Here is an 18,321-nt window from a genome sequence, read left to right as displayed (position 1 = left end):
TGCGATGGCGCGAAAACATTTGACACGTCGGGCAAATCAGCGGCACTGCTCCAGCATCACGCGACCCGCAAGATGGCTATGCCCTGCCAAAGAGTCTGGATTGCTTCGTCGCTGCGCTCCTCGCAATGACGGAGAAATTTACGTCGTGCCAATCGTCGCCGTCTTGTGGAAACTCCGGGGAACGCGCCTATGTCCGCTGCCAATATCGTGGTCCTCGCCGGTTTCGTCATCGGATTGATTTATGGCTCGGTCGGGCTGCTGAGCGGCTTCTGCATGATGAGCAGCCTGTGCGGCTGGTGGGCACTGGCCTCGCTCGTCGCGGTCGCCGGGATTTTGGCAGGCGCGGCGGCAGGCCTGCGCGGCGCACTTCGCGTCCGGCCGCTGGCGCCTGCCTGACTAAGCGCGCGCGGCTTGCTGGCGCGAGGTCGCCAGCCGCATCACCTCGAGATAGCCGGGCTTGACTTCCATCCGTTTGATCAAACCCTTCTCGACCAGCAGGCGATGGGCTTCGGTCAGGCGGTAGCACGGCAGATACATGAACAGATGGTGTTCGGCGTGGTAGTTGACCCAATAGGGCGCAATCAACGCCCGTTCGATCGGATTGGCGCGGGTGGTGCGGGCGTGGCTGAACGGGTCTTCGCCGGTCGAGGTGCAGGCGTGCTCGGCGATGTTGCGGATGCGCGTCACCAGCGACAGCCAGGTCGCCATCGCCAATAGCCAGACGCCGAAAAACCAGATGCCCGCGCCGGCCAGCCAGAACAGCAGGAACATCAGCGCGTTCACCGTCAGGAAGCGCGCCATCTTCGCGCGGCCAGTCGCGACAAAACTCTCATGCGAGACCGCCTGTTCCTGCTCCTCGCGCCTGAACAGCGACAGCAACAGCGGCAGCCGCTGTTTCACAAACGTCTGCCCCGTGAGGTCGCGGACGGCTTTGCGGGTGTAGCTTTCCCTGGTGATCGGAAACGGCGCCGACAGCGACAGATCGGGGTCCTCCGGCTGCTGGGTGAATTTGTGATGCTGCAGATGATAGGAACGGTAGCTGGCGAGGTCGGCGCCGACCGGCACCGCGCACAGCCATTGCCCGACCCATTCATTGATCGCCTTGTTGGCGTGCAGCCCGCCATGGGCGGCCTCATGCATCAGGATCGCCAGGCCGAGCTGGCGGGTGCCGACGATCATCACCGCGATCAGCCAGCTCAGGGGATTGGGCCACAGCGTCACCAGCGCGATCGACGCCGCGATAGCGCCCCAGGCATGGAACACCAGCCACATCCCGCGCAGCGAACTGCGCGCGGTCAGCCGGCGCCATTCTTCGGCCGAGAAAATGGTCCTGGGATCGAGGCGTGCGACGGCCGGCATGGTGGCTCCTTCAACGGGCGAATGATACGCCCGCTTGATGGTTCGTCAATCCGCGGCCTTGGTCACGATACGGATCTCGGAGGTGAGGGTGCGGTGCACCGGGCACTTGTCGGCGATCTCCATCAGCCGCCTGCGCTGGTCGGCATCGAGTGCGCCTTCGATCGATATCACCCGGTCGATCTGGTCGAGCATGCCGGTGCGGGTCTCGCATTCGGCGCAGTCTTCGGCGTGGATCTTGCCGTGCCTCAAGGTCACGGTGACGCGCTCCAGCGGCAGCGATTTGCGGTCGGCATAGAGCCGCATGGTCATCGAGGTGCAGGCGCCAAGCCCGGCGAGCAGGAATTCGTAAGGCCCGGGTCCGCTGTCCTCGCCGCCGACGGCGGCGGGCTCATCCGCCAGCATGTGGTGCGGCCCGATGGTGACGGTCTGCTGAAATTCGCTGTCGCGGGTCTCGCGCACCACGACGTGACGCGGGCCTTCGCCGGCACTGGCGAGCGGCGCGGCCGCGACCGGATCGAGATAGCGTTCGGCCCAGGCGGCGATGACATCGGCGACATAGGCGGCATCGCGCTTGCCGGAGAGCAGATGATCGGCACCGGCCAGCGACACGAAACTCTTGGGATGTCTGGCGGCGACGAAGATCTGCGTGGCGTTGTCGATCCCGACGGTGTCGTCGGTCGGCGAATGCATGACCAGCAGCGCCTTGTGCAGTTTTGCAACCTGCGCCATCAGGCCATGCTCGGCGATATCGTCGAGGAATTCGCGCTTGATGCGGAACGGCCGGCCGGCGAGCGCGACCTCGACCTCGCCATGCCTGCGGATGTCCTCGATCCGGTCCTTGAACAGATTGGTGACGTGCGCCGGATCGGAAGGTGCGGCGATGGTGACGACCGCCTTCGCCTCCGGGATTTGCCCCGCGGCGGCGAGGATCGCGGACCCGCCGAGGCTGTGGCCGATCAGGATCGACGGCGCCATTCGGGTTTCGCGCAGATGGTCGGCGGCGCGGACCAGGTCGGCGATGTTCGATGAGAATGTCGAGTTGGCGAAATCGCCCTCGCTGGAGCCGAGCCCCGTAAAGTCGAACCGCAGCACTGCGATGCCCGTGGCCGCGAGCGCGCTCGCGATTCTTCTCGCCGCCAGCACGTCCTTGCCGCAGGTGAAGCAATGCGCGAACAGCGCCGTGGCGTGGACCGGCCCTTCAGGCGTATCCAGCGCGGCGGCGAGCTCGTGGCCCTCCGAGCCGGTGAATTGGAAGCGTTCAGTTGGCACGGGCGTTCTCCATCGGTGCTGCTCTTCACCTCTCCTGATGCGAGAGGTGAGGTCAGAACTGCAACGCTCAACTCAATCGCCGGAATAGCGCTCTTCCTTCCAGGGATCGCCGCGGTTGTGATAGCCGCGGACCTCCCAATAGCCGGGCGCGTCGTCCTCGCGGAATTCGATGCTCCGCAGCCACTTGGCGCTTTTCCAGAAATAGAGATGCGGCACCACCAGCCGCACCGGGCCGCCGTGCGCCTGCTCGAGCGGCTTGCCCGACCAGCCATGCGCGAGCAGGGCGTCCCCGGCGGCAAAATCCTCCAGTGCCAGATTGGCGGTGTAGCCGTCATGGCAATGCAGCACCACGAACCGCGCCTCGTCACGCGGCCGGCAGGCGGCCAACAGGTCGCGGGTCGCCAGCCCCTCCCATTGATTGTCGTAGCGTGACCAGGTGGTGACGCAATGGATGTCGGACAGGAGCTGCGTCTGCGGCTGCGCGAAAAACTCCGCGAAATTCCAGAAGATCGGATTCTCCACCGCGCCATGGACATCGAGCCGCCAGCGTTCGCGCGAAATGTTGGGCGCAAGCCCGAGATCGAGCGTTGGCCAGTCCTTGGTCAGATGCTGTCCCGGCGGCAGGCGCTGCTCGTCGGGGCGCGCGATTTTCCCGGTGAGGAAACGGCCCTCGCGCGCCCAGCGCGCCTTGCTGCGGCTCAGCTTGCTTTCGGGAGGCGTTTCGTTCGCGTCGGTCATCACGATCGGTCACTTGCGACGATGCATGTTTGGCGTCACGCATCGTCGCATGGATCGTCGGCGAGAGGAAGATCGTGCCGTGCCGATCGTCAGCCCTTGCCGAACAGGATCGGAAGCTGGCGCGGGCCGCGCACCGTGCCTTCGGACCAGGTGACCTTGCCGGCCGGATCGAGCCGGAACTCGGGAATGCGTTTCAGCCATTGCTCGATCGCGACCGTCATCTCCATGCGCGCGAGATTGGAACCGACGCAGCGGTGGATGCCAAGGCCAAACGCGGCATGGCGGTTTTCCTTGCGGTCGAGCACCACCTTGTCGGCGTCGGGGAAGACAGCGGGGTCGCGGTTGGCGGCCGGGAACGACAGCAGCACCATGTTGCCGGGCTTGACCGGACAGCCGCTGATGACCGTTTCCTTCATCACCTCGCGCGCCATCGTTACCGGTGAATAGGCGCGCAGCAATTCCTCGATCGCCGTCGGCATCAGTTCCGGCTCGGCGAGCAGGCGTTCGCGATCGGCGGGCGTCCTGGCCAGATGCCACAGCGAGGCGCCGATCGCGCTCCAGGTGGTGTCGATGCCGGCGATCAGGATCAGCCGCAGCGAGCCCAGCACATGGGAATCGTCCAGGGGTTGGCCGCTCTTGTCCTTCGCATTCATCAGCGTCGAGATCAGGTCGTTGCTCGGGTGCTGCTTGCGCGCTTCGATGTGGTCGACGAAATAGGCGGTCATCTCCTGTACCGCCTGCATCAGCATGCGTTCGTCCTTGATGCTGAGCTCGAGGATCATGTGGATCCATTTGATGAAGAGATCGCTGTCCGTCTCGGGGATGCCGAGCATGTGGGCGATGGTGCGCACCGGAATGTACTTGGTGTAGCGCGCCGCGGCGTCGCATTGGCCGTCGGCGATAAATTCGTCGATCAGCTCGTTGCAGATCGCGCGGACCCGCGGCTCCAGCTTCTTCATCGCGTCGGGCGTGAACGGCGGCAGCAGCAACTGCTTGGCCGGCTTGTGCTCGGGCGGATCGGAGGTGATCGGCGGGGCGGCGTTCCTGGTCACTTCCGGACGCTCGTCGCGGACGATGACGCGGCGTGAGGAAAAATGCTCGGTGTCGTGCGCGATCTGCCGGACCGCCTCATAGGTGGTCGGCATGTAGCAGCCGAGGAAGCGGTCGGTATGCACGACCGGGCTTGCCGCGCGCATTTTTTCCCAGATCGGAAACGGATTTTCGGTCCAGCGCGGATCGGTGTGGTCGAAATCATGGACCCAGTCGGTGACGGGCGGATGTTCGGGCAGGACGCTGGCGTCGGACATCGGATAATTTCCTCCGGGTTCGGGCGTGCAAATCTGAATGGGCCAGATTGAGTTCGGGATCGGATTATTCTTCGGTCACCTCGATCGCGATCTCGGGGCAATTGCTCCGGGCAAGCCAGGCCTTGTCTTCCAGACCCGCCGGCACGGTACCGTCGCCGGCCTCGTGCGCGTTGCCGAATTCGTCGAGATCGAACAGTTCGGGCGCCAGCGATTTGCAGCGCGCGTGCCCCTGACATTTGTCCTGATCGACGCGGATTTTCAGTTTCCCGGACATTGCGTTTCCCCTGGGTCGCGCGCAGCCCAGCCCGCGCGCATGGCGTTTCCAATTGTTGGTTTGATGGCGCAGGCACATTGGCTGCGCCGTAAAATTATAGCATATTACATTTGCACCGCAATTGGGGTGTCGAGCAAAAGTCGGAGATCAATACCCGGATGCCGCCCCGACTCCTCCGCAAGCCGCTCAACACCTACCACCATGGCGATCTCCGCGATGCGCTGGTTCAGGCCGCGCTTGGCGACGCCGAGCAAGGCGGCCCGGAAGCCATCAGCATCAAGGCGCTGGCGAAGAAGCTTGGCGTCTCGCAGCCGGCGCCCTACCGGCATTTTGCCGACCGTGAGGCGTTGCTCGCGGCGGTCACCGCGGCGGCGTTCCGGCAATTCAGCGCCATGCTCAGGGAGTCGATCGGCAGGCCGTCCCGACAGTCAAAACTGTCGCGTATCGCGCGGGCGACGCTGGATTTCGGTCTGCGCCGCAACGGGATTTACCGCCTGATGTTCGCGTCGCGCACCATGGCCGGGGTGCCGGAAGGCAGCGAGCTTCACCAAGCGGCGATGGAAACCTTCGGCCTCGTGCTGGAAGCGCTGGGACCTCCGGTCGGCGGATTCCTGCGCGAGCGACATGCCCTGACGTTCTGGGCCGCGGTGCACGGGGTCGTCATGCTGGCCGAGCAGGGAATTCTCAACGGCCGGGCCGCGCACATCAGCATCGAGGAACTGGTCGAGGAGATGGTCAAGCAAACCGAACTGGCGCTGTCGGTCGCGGTCAAGGCGGCCGGTGGCCCGCGCGCGTAACGCGCCGGGCTCAATGGCTTCCTTGGCGAACCGCGGTTTTACCGCGGCGGCCGCGGATCGATCGGCGTGGTGCCGCGCACGCCCAGAATGTCCTCCAGCACCTTGGCGCCGGCGAGCAGCCGCCCCTCGCCGCGCGGCGGCGCCACCATCTGCAATCCGACCGGCAGGCCCGAGGCAGTGAAGCCGCACGGCAGCGACAGCGCCGGACAACACACCAGCGTGATCGCATAGACGATGCCGAGCCACTCGACATAATTGTCGAATTTCTTGCCGGCGCATTCGGCGACATAGCGGTGCTCGACCGGAAATGGCGCCACGATGGTCGCCGGCGTCAGTAACAGGTCATATGTCTTGAAGAACTCGAGCGTGCGCGCGGTCATGGCGACGCGCTGCGCCTCGGCGCGCTCGAGCTGCTCGACCGTCAGCTTCAAGCCTTCCTCGATATTCCAGATCACCTCCGGCTTGAGCTGGTCGCGCCTGGTGCGCAACAGCGCCGCCTTGCTGAGCGCGAAATCGAAGGCGCGCAGCACATGAAAACATTCATGGGCCTCGCGCAAATCCGGATGCGCTTGCTCGACGATCGCCCCCGCTTCCGCAAAACGCGCCGCCGCCTTGCGGGTGATGGCGGCCACCTCCGGATCGACCGGGGTGATGCCGAGATCGGGCGAATAAGCGACGCGCTTCGGCCTGGTGCCGGAGCGCGCGGCCGACAGGAACGAGGTCGGCAGCGCGGGCAGGGACAAGGGATCGGCGGGATGCTCGCCGCTCATGGCGTCCAGCAGCAGCGCGAGATCCTCGACATTGCGCGCCATCGGGCCCTGCACCCCGAGATTGCGGTCGATCGCTGCCTCAGGCGTATGGGCGACGCGGCCGATGCTCGGGCGCAGGCCGACGACGCCGCAGAAGCTCGCGGGATTGCGCAGGGAGCCGCCCATGTCGGAGCCATGCGCCAGCCAGGCCATGCCGGTGGCGAGCGCCACCGCCGCGCCGCCGGAGGAGCCGGCGGCGGATCGGGACGTGTCCCAGGGATTGCGGGTCGCGCCGAATACCTCGTTGAAGGTGTTGGCGCCGGCGCCGAATTCCGGCGTGTTCGATTTGGCGTAGATGACGCCGCCATTTTCTTCCAGACGCTCGACCAGGATGTCGGATTTCGCCGGGATCATATCCTTGTAGATCGGCGAGCCCTGCGTGGTAAGGACACCGGCGACATTGGTCAAATCCTTGATCGGCACCGGCATGCCGGCCAGCAGGCCGCGCTCGGCAGCGGGCTTTTTCATCAGGGCCTTGGCATGGCCGCGGGCGCGGTCGAAGCAGCGCGTCGGCAGCGCGTTGACCTTGCCGTCGACCTCGGCGATGCGTTTTTCCAGCACGTCGAGCAGATCGAGCGGGGTGACCTCGCCCGCCCTCAGTTTGTCGACGACGGCGCACGCCGTCTCCCGCACCAGCCCCTGGTCAGCCACTCGCTCTCTCCCCTGCGCGCCGCTTCGTGGTAGCGGATTGGTTAGTGCTGTAAAACATTTTGCGGCAAAACGGAAACGTGCTGAGGTTGCGGCCGTAACAGGAGATATCGGAATGATGACGCCCTTCTCCGCGCTGGATTGGCGCGCGATGAGCCGGCAGGACCGCGACCTCGGCCTCAACAACGGCGCCGCCGTCGCCGGCAGCGCCGAGTTGGTCGCGGGCTGGGAGCAGCGTTCCGCCGAGATGCGCCAGCGATATCCCGATCATATCGATCTCGGATATGGCCCGCGCGAACGCAACCGGATGGATTTTCTCAAGGCCGGCGAAGGAGCGCCGACGCTGCTGTTCATTCATGGCGGCTATTGGCAGGCCCGCGCCAAGGAAGTGTTCACGGTCGTTGCCGAGGGCCCCATGGCGCATGGCATCAATGTCGCGCTGATCGGCTACACGCTGGCGCCGGATGCGACGCTGGACGAGATTGTCGCGGAGATCCATGCGGGGATCGATTTCCTGGCGAAGCAATTGCCCGCGCTGGGCGCCGGCGCGGACGGCATCGTTGTTTCCGGCTGGTCCGCCGGCGGCCATCTCACCTCGATGGCGCTGTCGCACCCGTTTGTCAGGGCCGGCATGGCGATATCCGGCATCTACGATCTCGAGCCGATCCGCCACAGCTATCTCAACGACAAGCTCGGGCTCGACGAGGCGATGTCGCGCCGCAACTCGCCGATGGCGGAGGCGGGCGGCCCGATCAAGCCGCTGTCGCTGGTGGTCGGCAGCGCCGAACTGCCGCTATTGCGCAGGCAGACCGCCGACTTCGCCGGCCACCGCGCCAGATACGGATTGCCGGTGACCTATGAAGAAATTCCCGGCGCCGACCATTTCACCATCATGAACGAGATGATGTCGCCGAAGGGACGGATCACGACGCTGATCAGGCAGTTGTTGGAAAGGACGGCGGGCTAAGCCCCGTCATTGCGAGGAGCAACGCGACGAAGCAATCCATCGCGCCGCAATGAAAGAGTGGACTGCTTCGTCGCGCTGCTCCTCGCAGTGACGTGGAGGGAGCGCGCGACTACCCCCAGCCCGCGCTGATGCCGCCATCGACCGTATAGATCACGCCCGAGGTATAGCCCGAGCGGTCGGAGGCGAGGAACGCCATCAGGTCGCCGATCTCGCGCGCATGGGCGGGGCGGCCGAGCGGAAAGCCTTTTTGAAACTCCTTGTAGCGGCTTTCGTCGCCGAACTGGTTCTTCGCCCGTGTCTTCAACAGCGTGACATGGCGGTCGGTGCCGACCGGGCCCGGATTGATGCCGACCACGCGGATGTTGTCGGCGAGGCTCTTTCCTCCCAACGCGCGGGTAAAGGCCATCAGCGCGGCGTTGCCGGCGCTGCCGCAGATGTAATTGGCGTCGAATTTCTCGCCGGCGGCGCCGATGTCGTTGACGATCACGCCATGGCCGCGCGCCTTCATCCGCGCATATATCGCGCGGGTCAGGTTGATGTAGCCGAACACCTTCAGTTCCCAGGCGTGACGCCATGTCGCCTCGTCGATCTTGTCGATCGAGCCGCCCGGAATATCGCCGGCATTGTTGACGAGGATGTCGATGTCGGAAGCCGCCGTGGCGAGTTTTGCAAGATCCTCCGGCTTGCGCAGGTCGGCCACATGCGCCACCGCGTCGATCTGGTGGGTGGCGCGCAGCCGCTCGGCCTGTGCCTTCAATTGATCGCCGCTGCGGGCGGCGAGAAGCAGATGGCAGCCTTCCTCGGCGAAGGATTCGGCCGCGGCCGCGCCGATGCCTTTGGAGGCGCCGGTGATCAGGACGCGCTTGCCGCGCAGATGCAGATCCATGGAAGTACTCGCTGGGTAAGGGGAAAAATGTCGGCGAAACTTGTTAGGCGGTCGGCATGGCAGCGGTCAACATTGCACTGCGGTGTTGCGCGGTGGCGAGGTTTGGTCCATTGCAAGGCCGTCAAATCGGCGGCATCGGTGGTGCGGCAAGGTTCAAGGAAATCCCGCAATGAGCAACGCAAAGAAGCAGTACCGGATCGCGGTCATTCCCGGTGACGGCATCGGCAAGGAAGTGATCCCGGAAGGCCTGCGCGTGTTGGAGAAGGCGGCGAAAAAGCACGGCGTCAGCCTGCATTTCGATCATTTCGACTTCGCCTCCTGGGACTATTACCAGAAGCACGGCGAGATGATGCCACAGGACTGGAAGGCCCAAATCGGCAAGCACGACGCGATCTACTTTGGCGCGGTCGGCTGGCCGGCGAAAATTCCCGATCACATTTCCCTGTGGGGCTCGCTGATCAAATTCCGCAGGGAGTTCGACCAGTACGTCAATTTGCGCCCGGTGCGGCTGATGCCGGGCGTGCCGTCGCCGCTCGCGGGCCGCAAGCCCGGCGACATCGATTTCTGGGTGGTGCGCGAGAACACCGAGGGCGAATATTCATCCGTCGGCGGCCGCATGTTCCCGGATACCGACCGCGAATTCGTCACCCAGCAGACCGTGATGACCCGCATCGGCGTCGATCGCATCCTGAAATTCGCGTTCGAGCTGGCGCAGTCGCGCCCGAAGCGGCATCTGACCTCGGCCACGAAATCAAATGGCATCTCGATCACCATGCCCTATTGGGACGAGCGCGTGGAGGCGATGGCGAAAAAATTCCCGGCGGTGAAGTGGGACAAGTACCACATCGACATCCTCACCGCGAATTTCGTGCTGCATCCGGACTGGTTCGACGTGGTGGTCGGCTCCAATTTGTTCGGCGATATTCTCTCTGATTTGGGTCCGGCCTGCACCGGCACGATCGGCATCGCGCCATCAGGCAATATCAACCCGGAAGGCCATTTTCCGTCGGTGTTCGAGCCGGTGCACGGCTCGGCGCCCGATATCGCAGGCCAGGGCATCGCCAACCCGATCGGCATGATCTGGTCGGGCGCGATGATGCTGGAGCATCTCGGCGAGAAAACTGCGGCCGCCTCGATCGTCGGTGCGATCGAGCGCACGCTCGGCGAGCGCACCTTGCGCACCCGCGACCTCGGCGGCAACGCCGACACGGTCGCCTGCGGCAAGGCGGTGGCTGACATGGTGGAGTAGGGGCTCGATCGGCGCGCCAAGCCGCGCCACCTTCGTCATTGCGAGGAGCCAACGGGTCCCGCCTTCGGCGGGCCCGATGGTAAACTCCGCGACGAAGCAATCCAATCTTCCTTTGCGGCTCTATGGATTGCTTCCGCCTTCGCTCGTTGAGCTACGGCGGACAGGTCGCGGAGCCTGTCATCGGGCGCGCGTTCGCGCGACCCGGTGGCTCGCAATGACGGCAAAGCGCTCATCACCACCCCTCCAGCACGATCTTGCCGCGAGACTTGCCGCTTTCCAGCAGCGCATGCGCGCGCTTCAGGTTTGCCGCGTTGATGGCGCCAAAGCTCTGGTCGAGCGTGGTGCGCAGCACGCCCTTGTCGATGAGGTCGGCGACGTCATTGAGCAGATGATGCTGGCCGATCATGTCGGGTGTCTGGAACGATGAGCGCGTGAACATCGATTCCCAGTGGATCGAGACCGCCTTGCCCTTGAAGACGCCGACATTGAATTCGGGGGGATCGTCGATCAGGCCGAATTTGCCCTGCGGCGCGATCAATTCGGCGATCGGCTTGTAGTGCTGGTCGGTGAAGGTGAGGCTCGCGACCAGCGCCACCGGCGGCAGCTTCAGCTTTTCGATCTGCTCCTTCATCGGTTGCGCGTGATCGATCACGGCATGGGCGCCGAGGTCGAGGCACCATTCTTTCGATTCCGGCCGCGTCGCGGTGGCGACCACGGTCAGGCCCGTGAGGCGGCGCGCGAGCTGGATCAGGATCGAGCCGACGCCGCCGGCGCCGCCGGTGATCAACAATGTGCGCGGATCGACGCTCTTGCCCGGCACCGCCCCCAAGCGGTCGAACAGCAGTTCCCAGGCGGTGATCGAGGTCAAGGGCAGCGCCGCGGCCTGCGCGAATGACAGCGATTTCGGCTTAGCCCCGACGATGCGCTCGTCGACCAGATGAAATTCCGAATTGGTGCCCTGGCGCTGGATCGATCCGGCATAAAACACCTCGTCGCCCAGCTTGAACAGGCTGACCTCGGGACCGACCGCATCGACGATTCCAGCCGCGTCATAGCCCAGGATCTTGGTCTCGCCCTCGGGCGGGGCTGCGCGCTTGCGCACCTTGTAATCGACGGGGTTGGCGGAGACCGCTTTCACGGCCACGCGGATGTCGCGGCCTTTCGGCTCCGGTTTCGCGGTTTCGAAATCGATCAACGCATCCGCCGCCTCGATTCGCAGCGATTTTCTGTATCCGACGGCCTTCATGCGGCGTTTCTCCTGATTGCAATCCCCCTTTACTACCGCCGTTTCGCCGGGGAATTGCAAGGATCGAAGCGCCGGCCGGCGAGCCGAATCGGCCAAAACACGCCGATCCGTTGTCTGATTCGCTTCTATTCGCGGGCAGGGGAGCTTATATTTGGACGATCATTCCTTGGGAAACTTTCATGACCTCGCTGCGCGTTCTTACGGCTTTGCTCCTGACGCTGTCTTTCGTCGGCCCCTCCGCCGCGCAGGACCGCCGCGTGCCGGCCTCGGCGGCGGAGCTGCGGCTGTCCTACGCGCCGATCGTGCAGCGGGTGCAGCCGGCGGTGGTCAACGTCTACGCCGCCAAGACCGTGCAGAACCGCAACCCGCTGCTGGACGATCCGATCTTCCGCCGCTTCTTCGGCGTGCCCGGCCAGCAGCCGGAGCAGATGCAGCGCTCGCTCGGTTCCGGCGTGATGGTCGATCCGTCCGGCCTCGTCGTCACTAACAACCACGTCATCGAAGGCGCCGATCAGGTCAAGGTCTCGCTGTCCGACAAGCGCGAATTCGAGGCCGAGATCGTGCTGAAAGATGGCCGCACCGATCTCGCGGTGCTGCGCCTGAAAGACGCAAAAGAGAAATTCACCACGCTGGATTTCGCCAACTCCGACGAGCTCTTGGTCGGCGACATCGTGATGGCGATCGGTAATCCCTTCGGCGTCGGCCAGACCGTGACCCACGGCATCATCTCGGCCCTGGCGCGCACCCAGGTCGGCATCACCGACTATCAGTTCTTCATCCAGACCGATGCCGCGATCAATCCTGGCAATTCCGGCGGCGCGCTGGTCGACATGACCGGCCGGCTTGCCGGGATCAACACCGCGATCTTCTCGCGCTCCGGCGGTTCGCAGGGCATCGGCTTTGCGATCCCTGCCAATATGGTGCGGGTCGTCGTGGCTTCCGCCAAGGGCGGCGGCAAGGCGGTCAAGCGTCCCTGGCTCGGCGCACGCTTGCAAGCGGTGACGCCCGAGATCGCCGAGTCGCTCGGGCTTCGGCTGCCGACCGGCGCGCTGGTCGCCAACGTCACGCCGAACAGTCCGGCGGAACGCGCCGGGCTGAAACTGTCCGACCTGATCGTTGCGATCGACGGGCAGGCGATCGACGATCCCAATGCGTTCGACTATCGCTTCGCCACGCGGCCGCTCGGCGGCTCGGCGCAGGTCGACGTGCTGCGCGCCGGCAAGACCGTGAAGCTGACGGTGCCGCTGGAAACCGCGCCCGATACCAACCGTGACGAAATTACCCTGACCGCGCGCTCGCCGTTCCAGGGCGCCAGGGTCGCCAACATTTCGCCGGCGGTGGCCGACGAATTGCGCCTGGATTCCTCGACCGAGGGCGTCGTCGTCGTCGAGCTCGAGGATGGCGCCACCGCCGCCAATGTCGGCTTCCAGAAGGGCGACATCATCCTCGCCGTCAACAACCAGAAGATCGCCAGAACCAGCGATCTCGACAAGGCGTCGAAGACGTCGTCGCGGCTCTGGCGCATCACCCTGGTGCGCGGCGGGCAGCAGATCAATGTGACGCTCGGCGGATGAGCCCGAAGCGACCGCGCGAGGCGGCCAACCTCTTTGCCGCGGCGGGGATGGAGCAGGACGCGCCGCATCCGCTTCCGGACAAATTGCGCCCGCGTTCGCTGGCCGACGTCGTCGGCCAAGACCATATCCTCGGTCCCGACGGCGCGCTGACGCGCATGCTGGAAACGCGCACGCTGGGGTCGCTGATCTTCTGGGGACCGCCCGGCACCGGCAAGACCACGGTGGCGCGGCTTTTGGCGGACGCAACCGAATTGCATTTCGAGCAGATTTCGGCGGTGTTTTCCGGCGTCGCCGACCTCAAAAAGGCGTTCGATGCCGCGCGCGCGCGCCGCGAGACCGGCAAGGGCACGCTGCTCTTCGTCGACGAGGTGCATCGTTTCAACCGCGCGCAGCAGGACTCCTTTCTGCCCGTAATGGAAGACGGTACGGTGGTGCTGGTCGGCGCCACCACGGAAAATCCCTCGTTCGAGCTCAACGCCGCGCTTCTATCGCGGGCGCGCGTGCTGGTGTTTCATTCGCTCACACCGGCCGCGATCGAGAAGCTCTATGCCCATGCCGAGCAAATGGAGGGCCGGAAACTGCCGCTCGATGCCGAGGCGCGCGCCGTGCTGGTGCGGATGGCGGACGGCGACGGCCGCGCCGCGCTGACGCTTGCCGAAGAGGTCTGGCGCGCCGCGCGCAAGGACGAGGTCTTCGACGCCGGGCAGTTGCAGGAGATCCTGCAGCGCCGCGCGCCGATCTACGACAAGTCCGCCGACGGCCATTACAACCTGATCTCGGCGCTGCATAAATCGGTGCGCGGCTCCGATCCGGATGCGGCGCTGTATTATCTCGCGCGCATGATGGATGCCGGTGAGGATCCGCTGTTCCTGGCGCGCCGCGTGGTGCGGATGGCCGTGGAGGATATCGGTCTGGCCGATCCGCAGGCGCTGGCGATCTGCAACGCCGCCAAGGACGCCTATGATTTTCTGGGGTCTCCCGAAGGCGAACTCGCGATCGCGCAGGCCGTGATCTATCTCGCCACCGCGCCGAAATCCAACGCCGCCTACAAGGCGTTTGGCGCTGCGATGCGCGCGGCGAAGGAGGGCGGCTCGCTGCTGCCGCCAAAGCACATTTTGAATTCGCCGACCAAGCTGATGAAGTCGGAAGGCTATGGCTCAGGCTACGAATACGACCATGACGCGCCGGACGCCTTCTCCGGGCAGGACTATTTCCCGGAAGCCTTGGGCCGGCAGATTTTTTACGATCCGCCTGACCGCGGCTTCGAGCGCGAGATCCGCAGGCGGCTGGAGTATTGGGCCAGGCTGCGCCGGGAGCGGGAAGGCCCGCGCGAATGAGCCGCTTTTCAAACGATCGTTCGTGCCTCGGACGGCGACTTGAAGCTGTCGCCTTGCTGGCGTTACTGGTATCCGTTCGTCCCGCCTCAGCCGAAATCGTAGAGGTTGCGCCGGGCGTGCAGATGACGAAGCGAACCTATTCGGCGCCGGTCAACGAGCCGCCGTTTTACGGATTCATCGTCAAGAATTCGGCGCGGCAGGCCGCGGACGAGAGCTTCGTAAAGGCCCTGATTCAGGCCGTGGGAACGCGGGAGAAAGCTTTTGACGAAACAACCAAGCGCGGCTGGATAGCGATAGGCGCGGGTAACGCCGCGGAAGCCGCGCAGAGATTCAATCAGGCATTCTTGTTGGCCCCTGAGCAGAGCCGCGTTTACCATGGGTTCGCAGCCGTCGCTCAAGTCCGCTTCAATGACACCGATTTCGCCGACGAGCTGTTCAGGATTGCGCGCAAGCAGCCCAACCCTTTGAAGACGCTCAACGCAGATTATGGCAGGCTGCTTCTGATCGCCAAACGGCCGCGCGAGGCCCAGCCGGTGCTGGAGCAGGCCGTCAAGGACACTCCGGATTTCGGTGACGCATGGACCAATCTTGCCTGGGCCCGGCTGCAAAACGGCGACCCCGCTGCTGCCTGCGCGGCAGTGGACGAGGCTGTCAAACAACGCCCTTCCGGCAGCGCCAACGCCGATCTGAGCGCTTTGCGAAGTAGCGCGCAATGCAAATGAGTGCTGTCATCCACCTCGAACTTATGTGGCCGGGCTCTATGACGGGCCTGTACAGGAAAACTGAATCATGAGCCGTCGCGTCAAAAAACCATTGAAGCCCCGGGGCGATCGCCCGAAGGGTGCGCCTCCCTATCGGGGCTCGCGAACGGAACGGCTGCGGGCGCACCGTCCCGGCGGCAAGCCCGCGCGCCTCCCGCCCGCCGCGCCCCGGGCCTCAAAACCGTTGGTGCCTGAGCCCGAAAAAGCGGTCGCCGAGCCGCCGCCGCTGCCGACCAAGGTTCAGACGGTCGTGGTGACCGCCGACGAGAGCAATATGCGCGTCGACCGCTTTCTCGAAGCGCGCTTTCCCGGGCTGTCGTTCTCCCACATCCAGCGCATCGTCCGCAAAGGAGAGCTGCGCGTCAACGGCAAGCGCGCCGACAGCAAGGACCGGCTGGAGCAGGGGCAGAGCGTGCGCATCCCGCCGCTCAAACTCGATGCGCCCAAGGCTGCGCCCGGCAGCCGCTCCGAAGCCGCGGTCAAGACGCTGCAGGCGCTCAAGGACATGATCCTCTACGAGGACGCCGACGTCATGGTGCTGAACAAGCCCGCCGGGCTTGCGGTGCAGGGCGGTTCCGGCATCACCCGCAATGTCGACGACATGCTGGAGGTGATGCGCGACGCCAAGGGACAGAAACCCCGGCTGGTGCACCGGCTCGACAAGGACACCGCGGGCTGTCTTCTGATCGCGAAAACCCGCTTCGCCGCCACCGCGCTGACCGGCTCGTTCCGCCACCGTTCGGCACGAAAAATCTACTGGGCGCTGGTAGCCGGCGTGCCGAAGCCGAAGCAGGGCCGCATCTCGACCTATCTCGCCAAGGAAGAGAGCGAGGACGACACCATCATGCGGATCGCCAAACATGGCGACGAGGGCGCGAGCCACGCCGTGACCTATTACGCGGTGGTGGAAACCTCGGCGCAGAAACTGGCCTGGGTGTCGCTGAAGCCGGTCACTGGCCGGACCCATCAGTTGCGCGCGCATATGGCGCATATCGATCACGCCATCGTCGGCGATCCCAAATATTTCACCAAAGAAAACTGGCAATTGCCGGGCGGCCTACAGAACCGGCTGCATCTGCTGGCGCGGCGGATCGTGATCCCGCATCCGCGCGGCGGCGTGATCGATGCCACCGCGCCGCTGCCGCCGCATATGCTGCAATCCTGGAATCTGCTCGGGCTGGAAGCCGACCGGTTCGATCCGATCGAGAATGCGCCGGAGGAATAGCGATCAAGCGGCGCCAGCGCCAATCGCAAAATTGTCGCCGCCTGAACTGCGCCAGAAACAGCCGCAAGGAATCATGCGAGCTTTTGACGTCGAGGATCACCCAGCCATCGGTTCCATCGGCTTTATTTGCATCTCACCCTGGCTTATCTTGCAAGCAAATGAAGCCGAACGAAAGCCTGCGAAAAAATGCGCGAATTATTCGATGAAGTGGCGGGAAAATCCCCGCTCGATCCGCGGGAGGCGGTGCGGCGCACGATGCGCGCGCCCCAGCGCAAGCGCGTCTATGCCGGCGCCGGCGTGACCGAAGCCGATGGCGGATTCCTGGTCACGCTCGACGACAAGCCGATCCGCACGCCGTCCGGCCGACAGCTGATCGCTCCCTCGCGCGAGATCGCGGATGCCATCGCCGGCGAGTGGAATACGCAAGGAGAAACCATCGATCCCCTGACCATGCCGCTGACGCGCTTTGCCAACAGTGTGGTCGAAGGCGTGGTCGATCGCGTCGAGGCCGTCAGCGACGACGTCGCAAAATATCTCGGCTCGGATCTGTTGTTCTATCGCGCCGGCCATCCCGAGGCGCTGGTCGCGCGGGAGGCCGCGCATTGGGACCCGATCCTGTTCTGGGCGGCGGATACGCTCGGCGCCCATTTCATTCTCGCCGAGGGCATCGTGCATGTGGCTCAGCCGGATTCGGCGATCGCCGCGGCGCGCGCGGCGTTCCCGGCCAATCCCTGGCCGATCGCGGCGCTGCACGTGGTGACGACCTTGACCGGCTCGGCGCTGCTCGCGCTGGCGCTATGTCACGGCGTCCGTGACCCCGATCAGGTCTGGGCCGCTGCCCATGTCGATGAGGACTGGAACATCGAGAAATGGGGGGTGGACGAGGAAGTCGCCGCCCGCCGCGCCGCCCGGCTGGTCGATTTCAGGGCTGCCGCGGCCATTCTGAAGGGCCTGGAGCGCTAAATAGGCCATCCGGTTAACGAGAGGTTTACGCGGCTCTGCTAGCGTTGCGGCTTCGTGCCGAGACCTCTGCCATGGCGATCTCCATCAATCCGATCCTGCCGGTGCTGGCCGCCCAAGAGGCGGGTGCGGTGGCGCCGGAACTCGTGCTGCAGCCGGGAAGCGTGGTCAATGCCGAGGTATTGAATATCCTGTCCGCCGATCTGGTGCGGATCGCGATCGCGAGCCTTTCGATCGACGTGCGCTCGGAAATTCCGCTGCAGCAGGGCCAGGCCCTGCGGCTCGCGGTGTCGCAGACGAAGGACGGCATCCGGCTCGCGGTGGTCGGGCAGGGCGCCGATGCGGCTGGCCTGTCGGGCGACGTGGTTACGCTGTCGCCGGAAGCGCTGGTCGATGCCGCGTCCAATCCACCGACGATCACGGCAGCGCCGAAAGATGGGCTGACGCCGCTGGAGCGTGCGGTCGTATCAGTGACGGTGCAAAGTGCCGCGACCGAGCAGCAAAGTCTGGCGCCGCTGTTTGCCAATCTCGGCGCCGTGGCGGCTTCCGGCGATCTGCCGCCGAAACTGCAGCAGGCGATCGCGCAGGTGCTGGCGCAGCAGACGAGCCTCGATCAGAACCTCGATGGCGGCGACATCAGGAACGCGTTGCAGAAATCCGGCCTGCTTTTCGAGGCCCGGCTGGCATCGGGGGCCGCCCTGCCAACCGCGGGCGTGCCCGACCTGAAAGCCGCGCTGATCGTGCTGCGCCAAACGCTGCAGTCATCGCTCGGAGCGACGCCGACAACCGCCGCTCCGCTTGCAGCGTCGGCAACGCCAGCTCCGGCCGCGGTGCCGCCGGCGACATCGGCAATTCCGGCGGCAGCAGCGGCTGCGGAAGAAACCGTCTTGCCGCGTGCGGCGACGACGCCGGGCC

16 protein-coding genes and 2 pseudogenes are annotated in these 18,321 nt (G+C 65.0%); 10 read left to right on the top strand and 8 right to left on the bottom strand.

The window, feature by feature from the left end:
- Positions 1 to 189: 189 nt before the first annotated feature.
- Positions 190 to 303 (top strand): annotated as a pseudogene (locus tag WCE35_RS10245) (YeeE/YedE family protein); the annotation flags it as partial.
- A 93-nt stretch (positions 304 to 396) separates the two neighbouring features.
- Here the strand turns inward: WCE35_RS10245 and WCE35_RS10240 are convergent.
- The 5 genes from WCE35_RS10240 to WCE35_RS10220 form a co-directional block, all read right to left on the bottom strand.
- Positions 397 to 1,359, bottom strand: coding sequence for a fatty acid desaturase family protein (locus WCE35_RS10240; RefSeq protein ID WP_424593224.1), 963 nt, complete (start codon positions 1,357 to 1,359; stop codon positions 397 to 399).
- Positions 1,360 to 1,404: 45 nt separating this feature from the next.
- Positions 1,405 to 2,628 carry an alpha/beta fold hydrolase gene (locus tag WCE35_RS10235; protein WP_424593223.1) on the bottom strand — a complete coding sequence of 408 codons (1,224 nt, stop codon included), beginning with the start codon at positions 2,626 to 2,628 and terminating at the stop codon, positions 1,405 to 1,407.
- Positions 2,629 to 2,700: 72 nt separating this feature from the next.
- On the bottom strand, positions 2,701 to 3,366 hold the full coding sequence (locus WCE35_RS10230; RefSeq protein ID WP_424593222.1) for a sulfite oxidase-like oxidoreductase: 666 nt from the start codon (positions 3,364 to 3,366) through the stop codon (positions 2,701 to 2,703).
- A gap of 89 nt (positions 3,367 to 3,455) precedes the next feature.
- Entirely contained in the window at positions 3,456 to 4,673 is a 1,218-nt protein-coding gene (locus tag WCE35_RS10225) for a cytochrome P450 (protein WP_424593221.1), read from the bottom strand.
- A gap of 64 nt (positions 4,674 to 4,737) precedes the next feature.
- Positions 4,738 to 4,947 (bottom strand): ferredoxin, encoded by a 210-nt coding sequence (locus WCE35_RS10220; protein ID WP_424593220.1) that lies wholly within the window; start codon positions 4,945 to 4,947, stop codon positions 4,738 to 4,740.
- A 158-nt stretch (positions 4,948 to 5,105) separates the two neighbouring features.
- On the opposite strand from WCE35_RS10220, the gene WCE35_RS10215 reads away from it, so the two are divergent.
- Positions 5,106 to 5,744 carry a TetR/AcrR family transcriptional regulator gene (locus WCE35_RS10215; RefSeq protein WP_424593219.1) on the top strand — a complete coding sequence of 213 codons (639 nt, stop codon included), beginning with the start codon at positions 5,106 to 5,108 and terminating at the stop codon, positions 5,742 to 5,744.
- A gap of 38 nt (positions 5,745 to 5,782) precedes the next feature.
- On the opposite strand, the gene WCE35_RS10210 is transcribed toward WCE35_RS10215, so the two are convergent.
- Entirely contained in the window at positions 5,783 to 7,204 is a 1,422-nt protein-coding gene (locus WCE35_RS10210) for an amidase (RefSeq protein WP_424593218.1), read from the bottom strand.
- 112 nt (positions 7,205 to 7,316) lie between these two features.
- On the opposite strand from WCE35_RS10210, the gene WCE35_RS10205 reads away from it, so the two are divergent.
- On the top strand, positions 7,317 to 8,168 hold the full coding sequence (locus WCE35_RS10205) for an alpha/beta hydrolase (protein ID WP_424593217.1): 852 nt from the start codon (positions 7,317 to 7,319) through the stop codon (positions 8,166 to 8,168).
- A 109-nt stretch (positions 8,169 to 8,277) separates the two neighbouring features.
- On the opposite strand, the gene WCE35_RS10200 is transcribed toward WCE35_RS10205, so the two are convergent.
- A complete protein-coding gene (locus WCE35_RS10200; RefSeq protein ID WP_424593216.1) occupies positions 8,278 to 9,054 on the bottom strand; it encodes an SDR family oxidoreductase in 777 nt (258 codons plus the stop codon).
- Between the two features lie 169 nt (positions 9,055 to 9,223).
- Here WCE35_RS10200 and WCE35_RS10195 point away from each other — a divergent pair, with 169 nt between their 5' ends.
- The gene (locus WCE35_RS10195; protein WP_424593215.1) at positions 9,224 to 10,303 is read left to right on the top strand and encodes a tartrate dehydrogenase; all 1,080 of its coding nucleotides are present in this window, start codon (positions 9,224 to 9,226) and stop codon (positions 10,301 to 10,303) included.
- 232 nt (positions 10,304 to 10,535) lie between these two features.
- Here WCE35_RS10195 and WCE35_RS10190 read toward each other — a convergent pair whose 3' ends face one another.
- A complete protein-coding gene (locus WCE35_RS10190; protein ID WP_424593214.1) occupies positions 10,536 to 11,549 on the bottom strand; it encodes a zinc-binding alcohol dehydrogenase family protein in 1,014 nt (337 codons plus the stop codon).
- 179 nt (positions 11,550 to 11,728) lie between these two features.
- Here WCE35_RS10190 and WCE35_RS10185 point away from each other — a divergent pair, with 179 nt between their 5' ends.
- The 6 genes and pseudogenes from WCE35_RS10185 to WCE35_RS10160 form a co-directional block, all read left to right on the top strand.
- On the top strand, positions 11,729 to 13,123 hold the full coding sequence (locus WCE35_RS10185) for a DegQ family serine endoprotease (protein WP_424593213.1): 1,395 nt from the start codon (positions 11,729 to 11,731) through the stop codon (positions 13,121 to 13,123).
- On the top strand, positions 13,120 to 14,460 hold the full coding sequence (locus WCE35_RS10180) for a replication-associated recombination protein A (protein WP_424593212.1): 1,341 nt from the start codon (positions 13,120 to 13,122) through the stop codon (positions 14,458 to 14,460). Before WCE35_RS10185 ends, WCE35_RS10180 begins: the two co-directional genes overlap by 4 nt.
- The gene (locus tag WCE35_RS10175) at positions 14,457 to 15,182 is read left to right on the top strand and encodes a tetratricopeptide repeat protein (protein ID WP_424593211.1); all 726 of its coding nucleotides are present in this window, start codon (positions 14,457 to 14,459) and stop codon (positions 15,180 to 15,182) included. The genes WCE35_RS10180 and WCE35_RS10175 overlap by 4 nt, the downstream gene beginning before the upstream one ends.
- Before the next feature lie 67 nt (positions 15,183 to 15,249).
- The gene (locus WCE35_RS10170; RefSeq protein ID WP_424593210.1) at positions 15,250 to 16,446 is read left to right on the top strand and encodes an RluA family pseudouridine synthase; all 1,197 of its coding nucleotides are present in this window, start codon (positions 15,250 to 15,252) and stop codon (positions 16,444 to 16,446) included.
- 186 nt (positions 16,447 to 16,632) lie between these two features.
- Positions 16,633 to 17,409: an ATP12 family chaperone protein gene (locus WCE35_RS10165; RefSeq protein WP_424593209.1), complete on the top strand. Its 777-nt coding sequence runs from the start codon at positions 16,633 to 16,635 to the stop codon at positions 17,407 to 17,409.
- Positions 17,410 to 17,480: 71 nt separating this feature from the next.
- Positions 17,481 to 18,321, top strand: a pseudogene (locus WCE35_RS10160) (flagellar hook-length control protein FliK); the annotation flags it as partial.

It is taken from the genome of Bradyrhizobium sp. (assembly GCF_049691595.1).
Lineage (GTDB): Bacteria > Pseudomonadota > Alphaproteobacteria > Rhizobiales > Xanthobacteraceae > Bradyrhizobium.
This window is presented reverse-complemented; position numbering and strand designations above follow the sequence as displayed.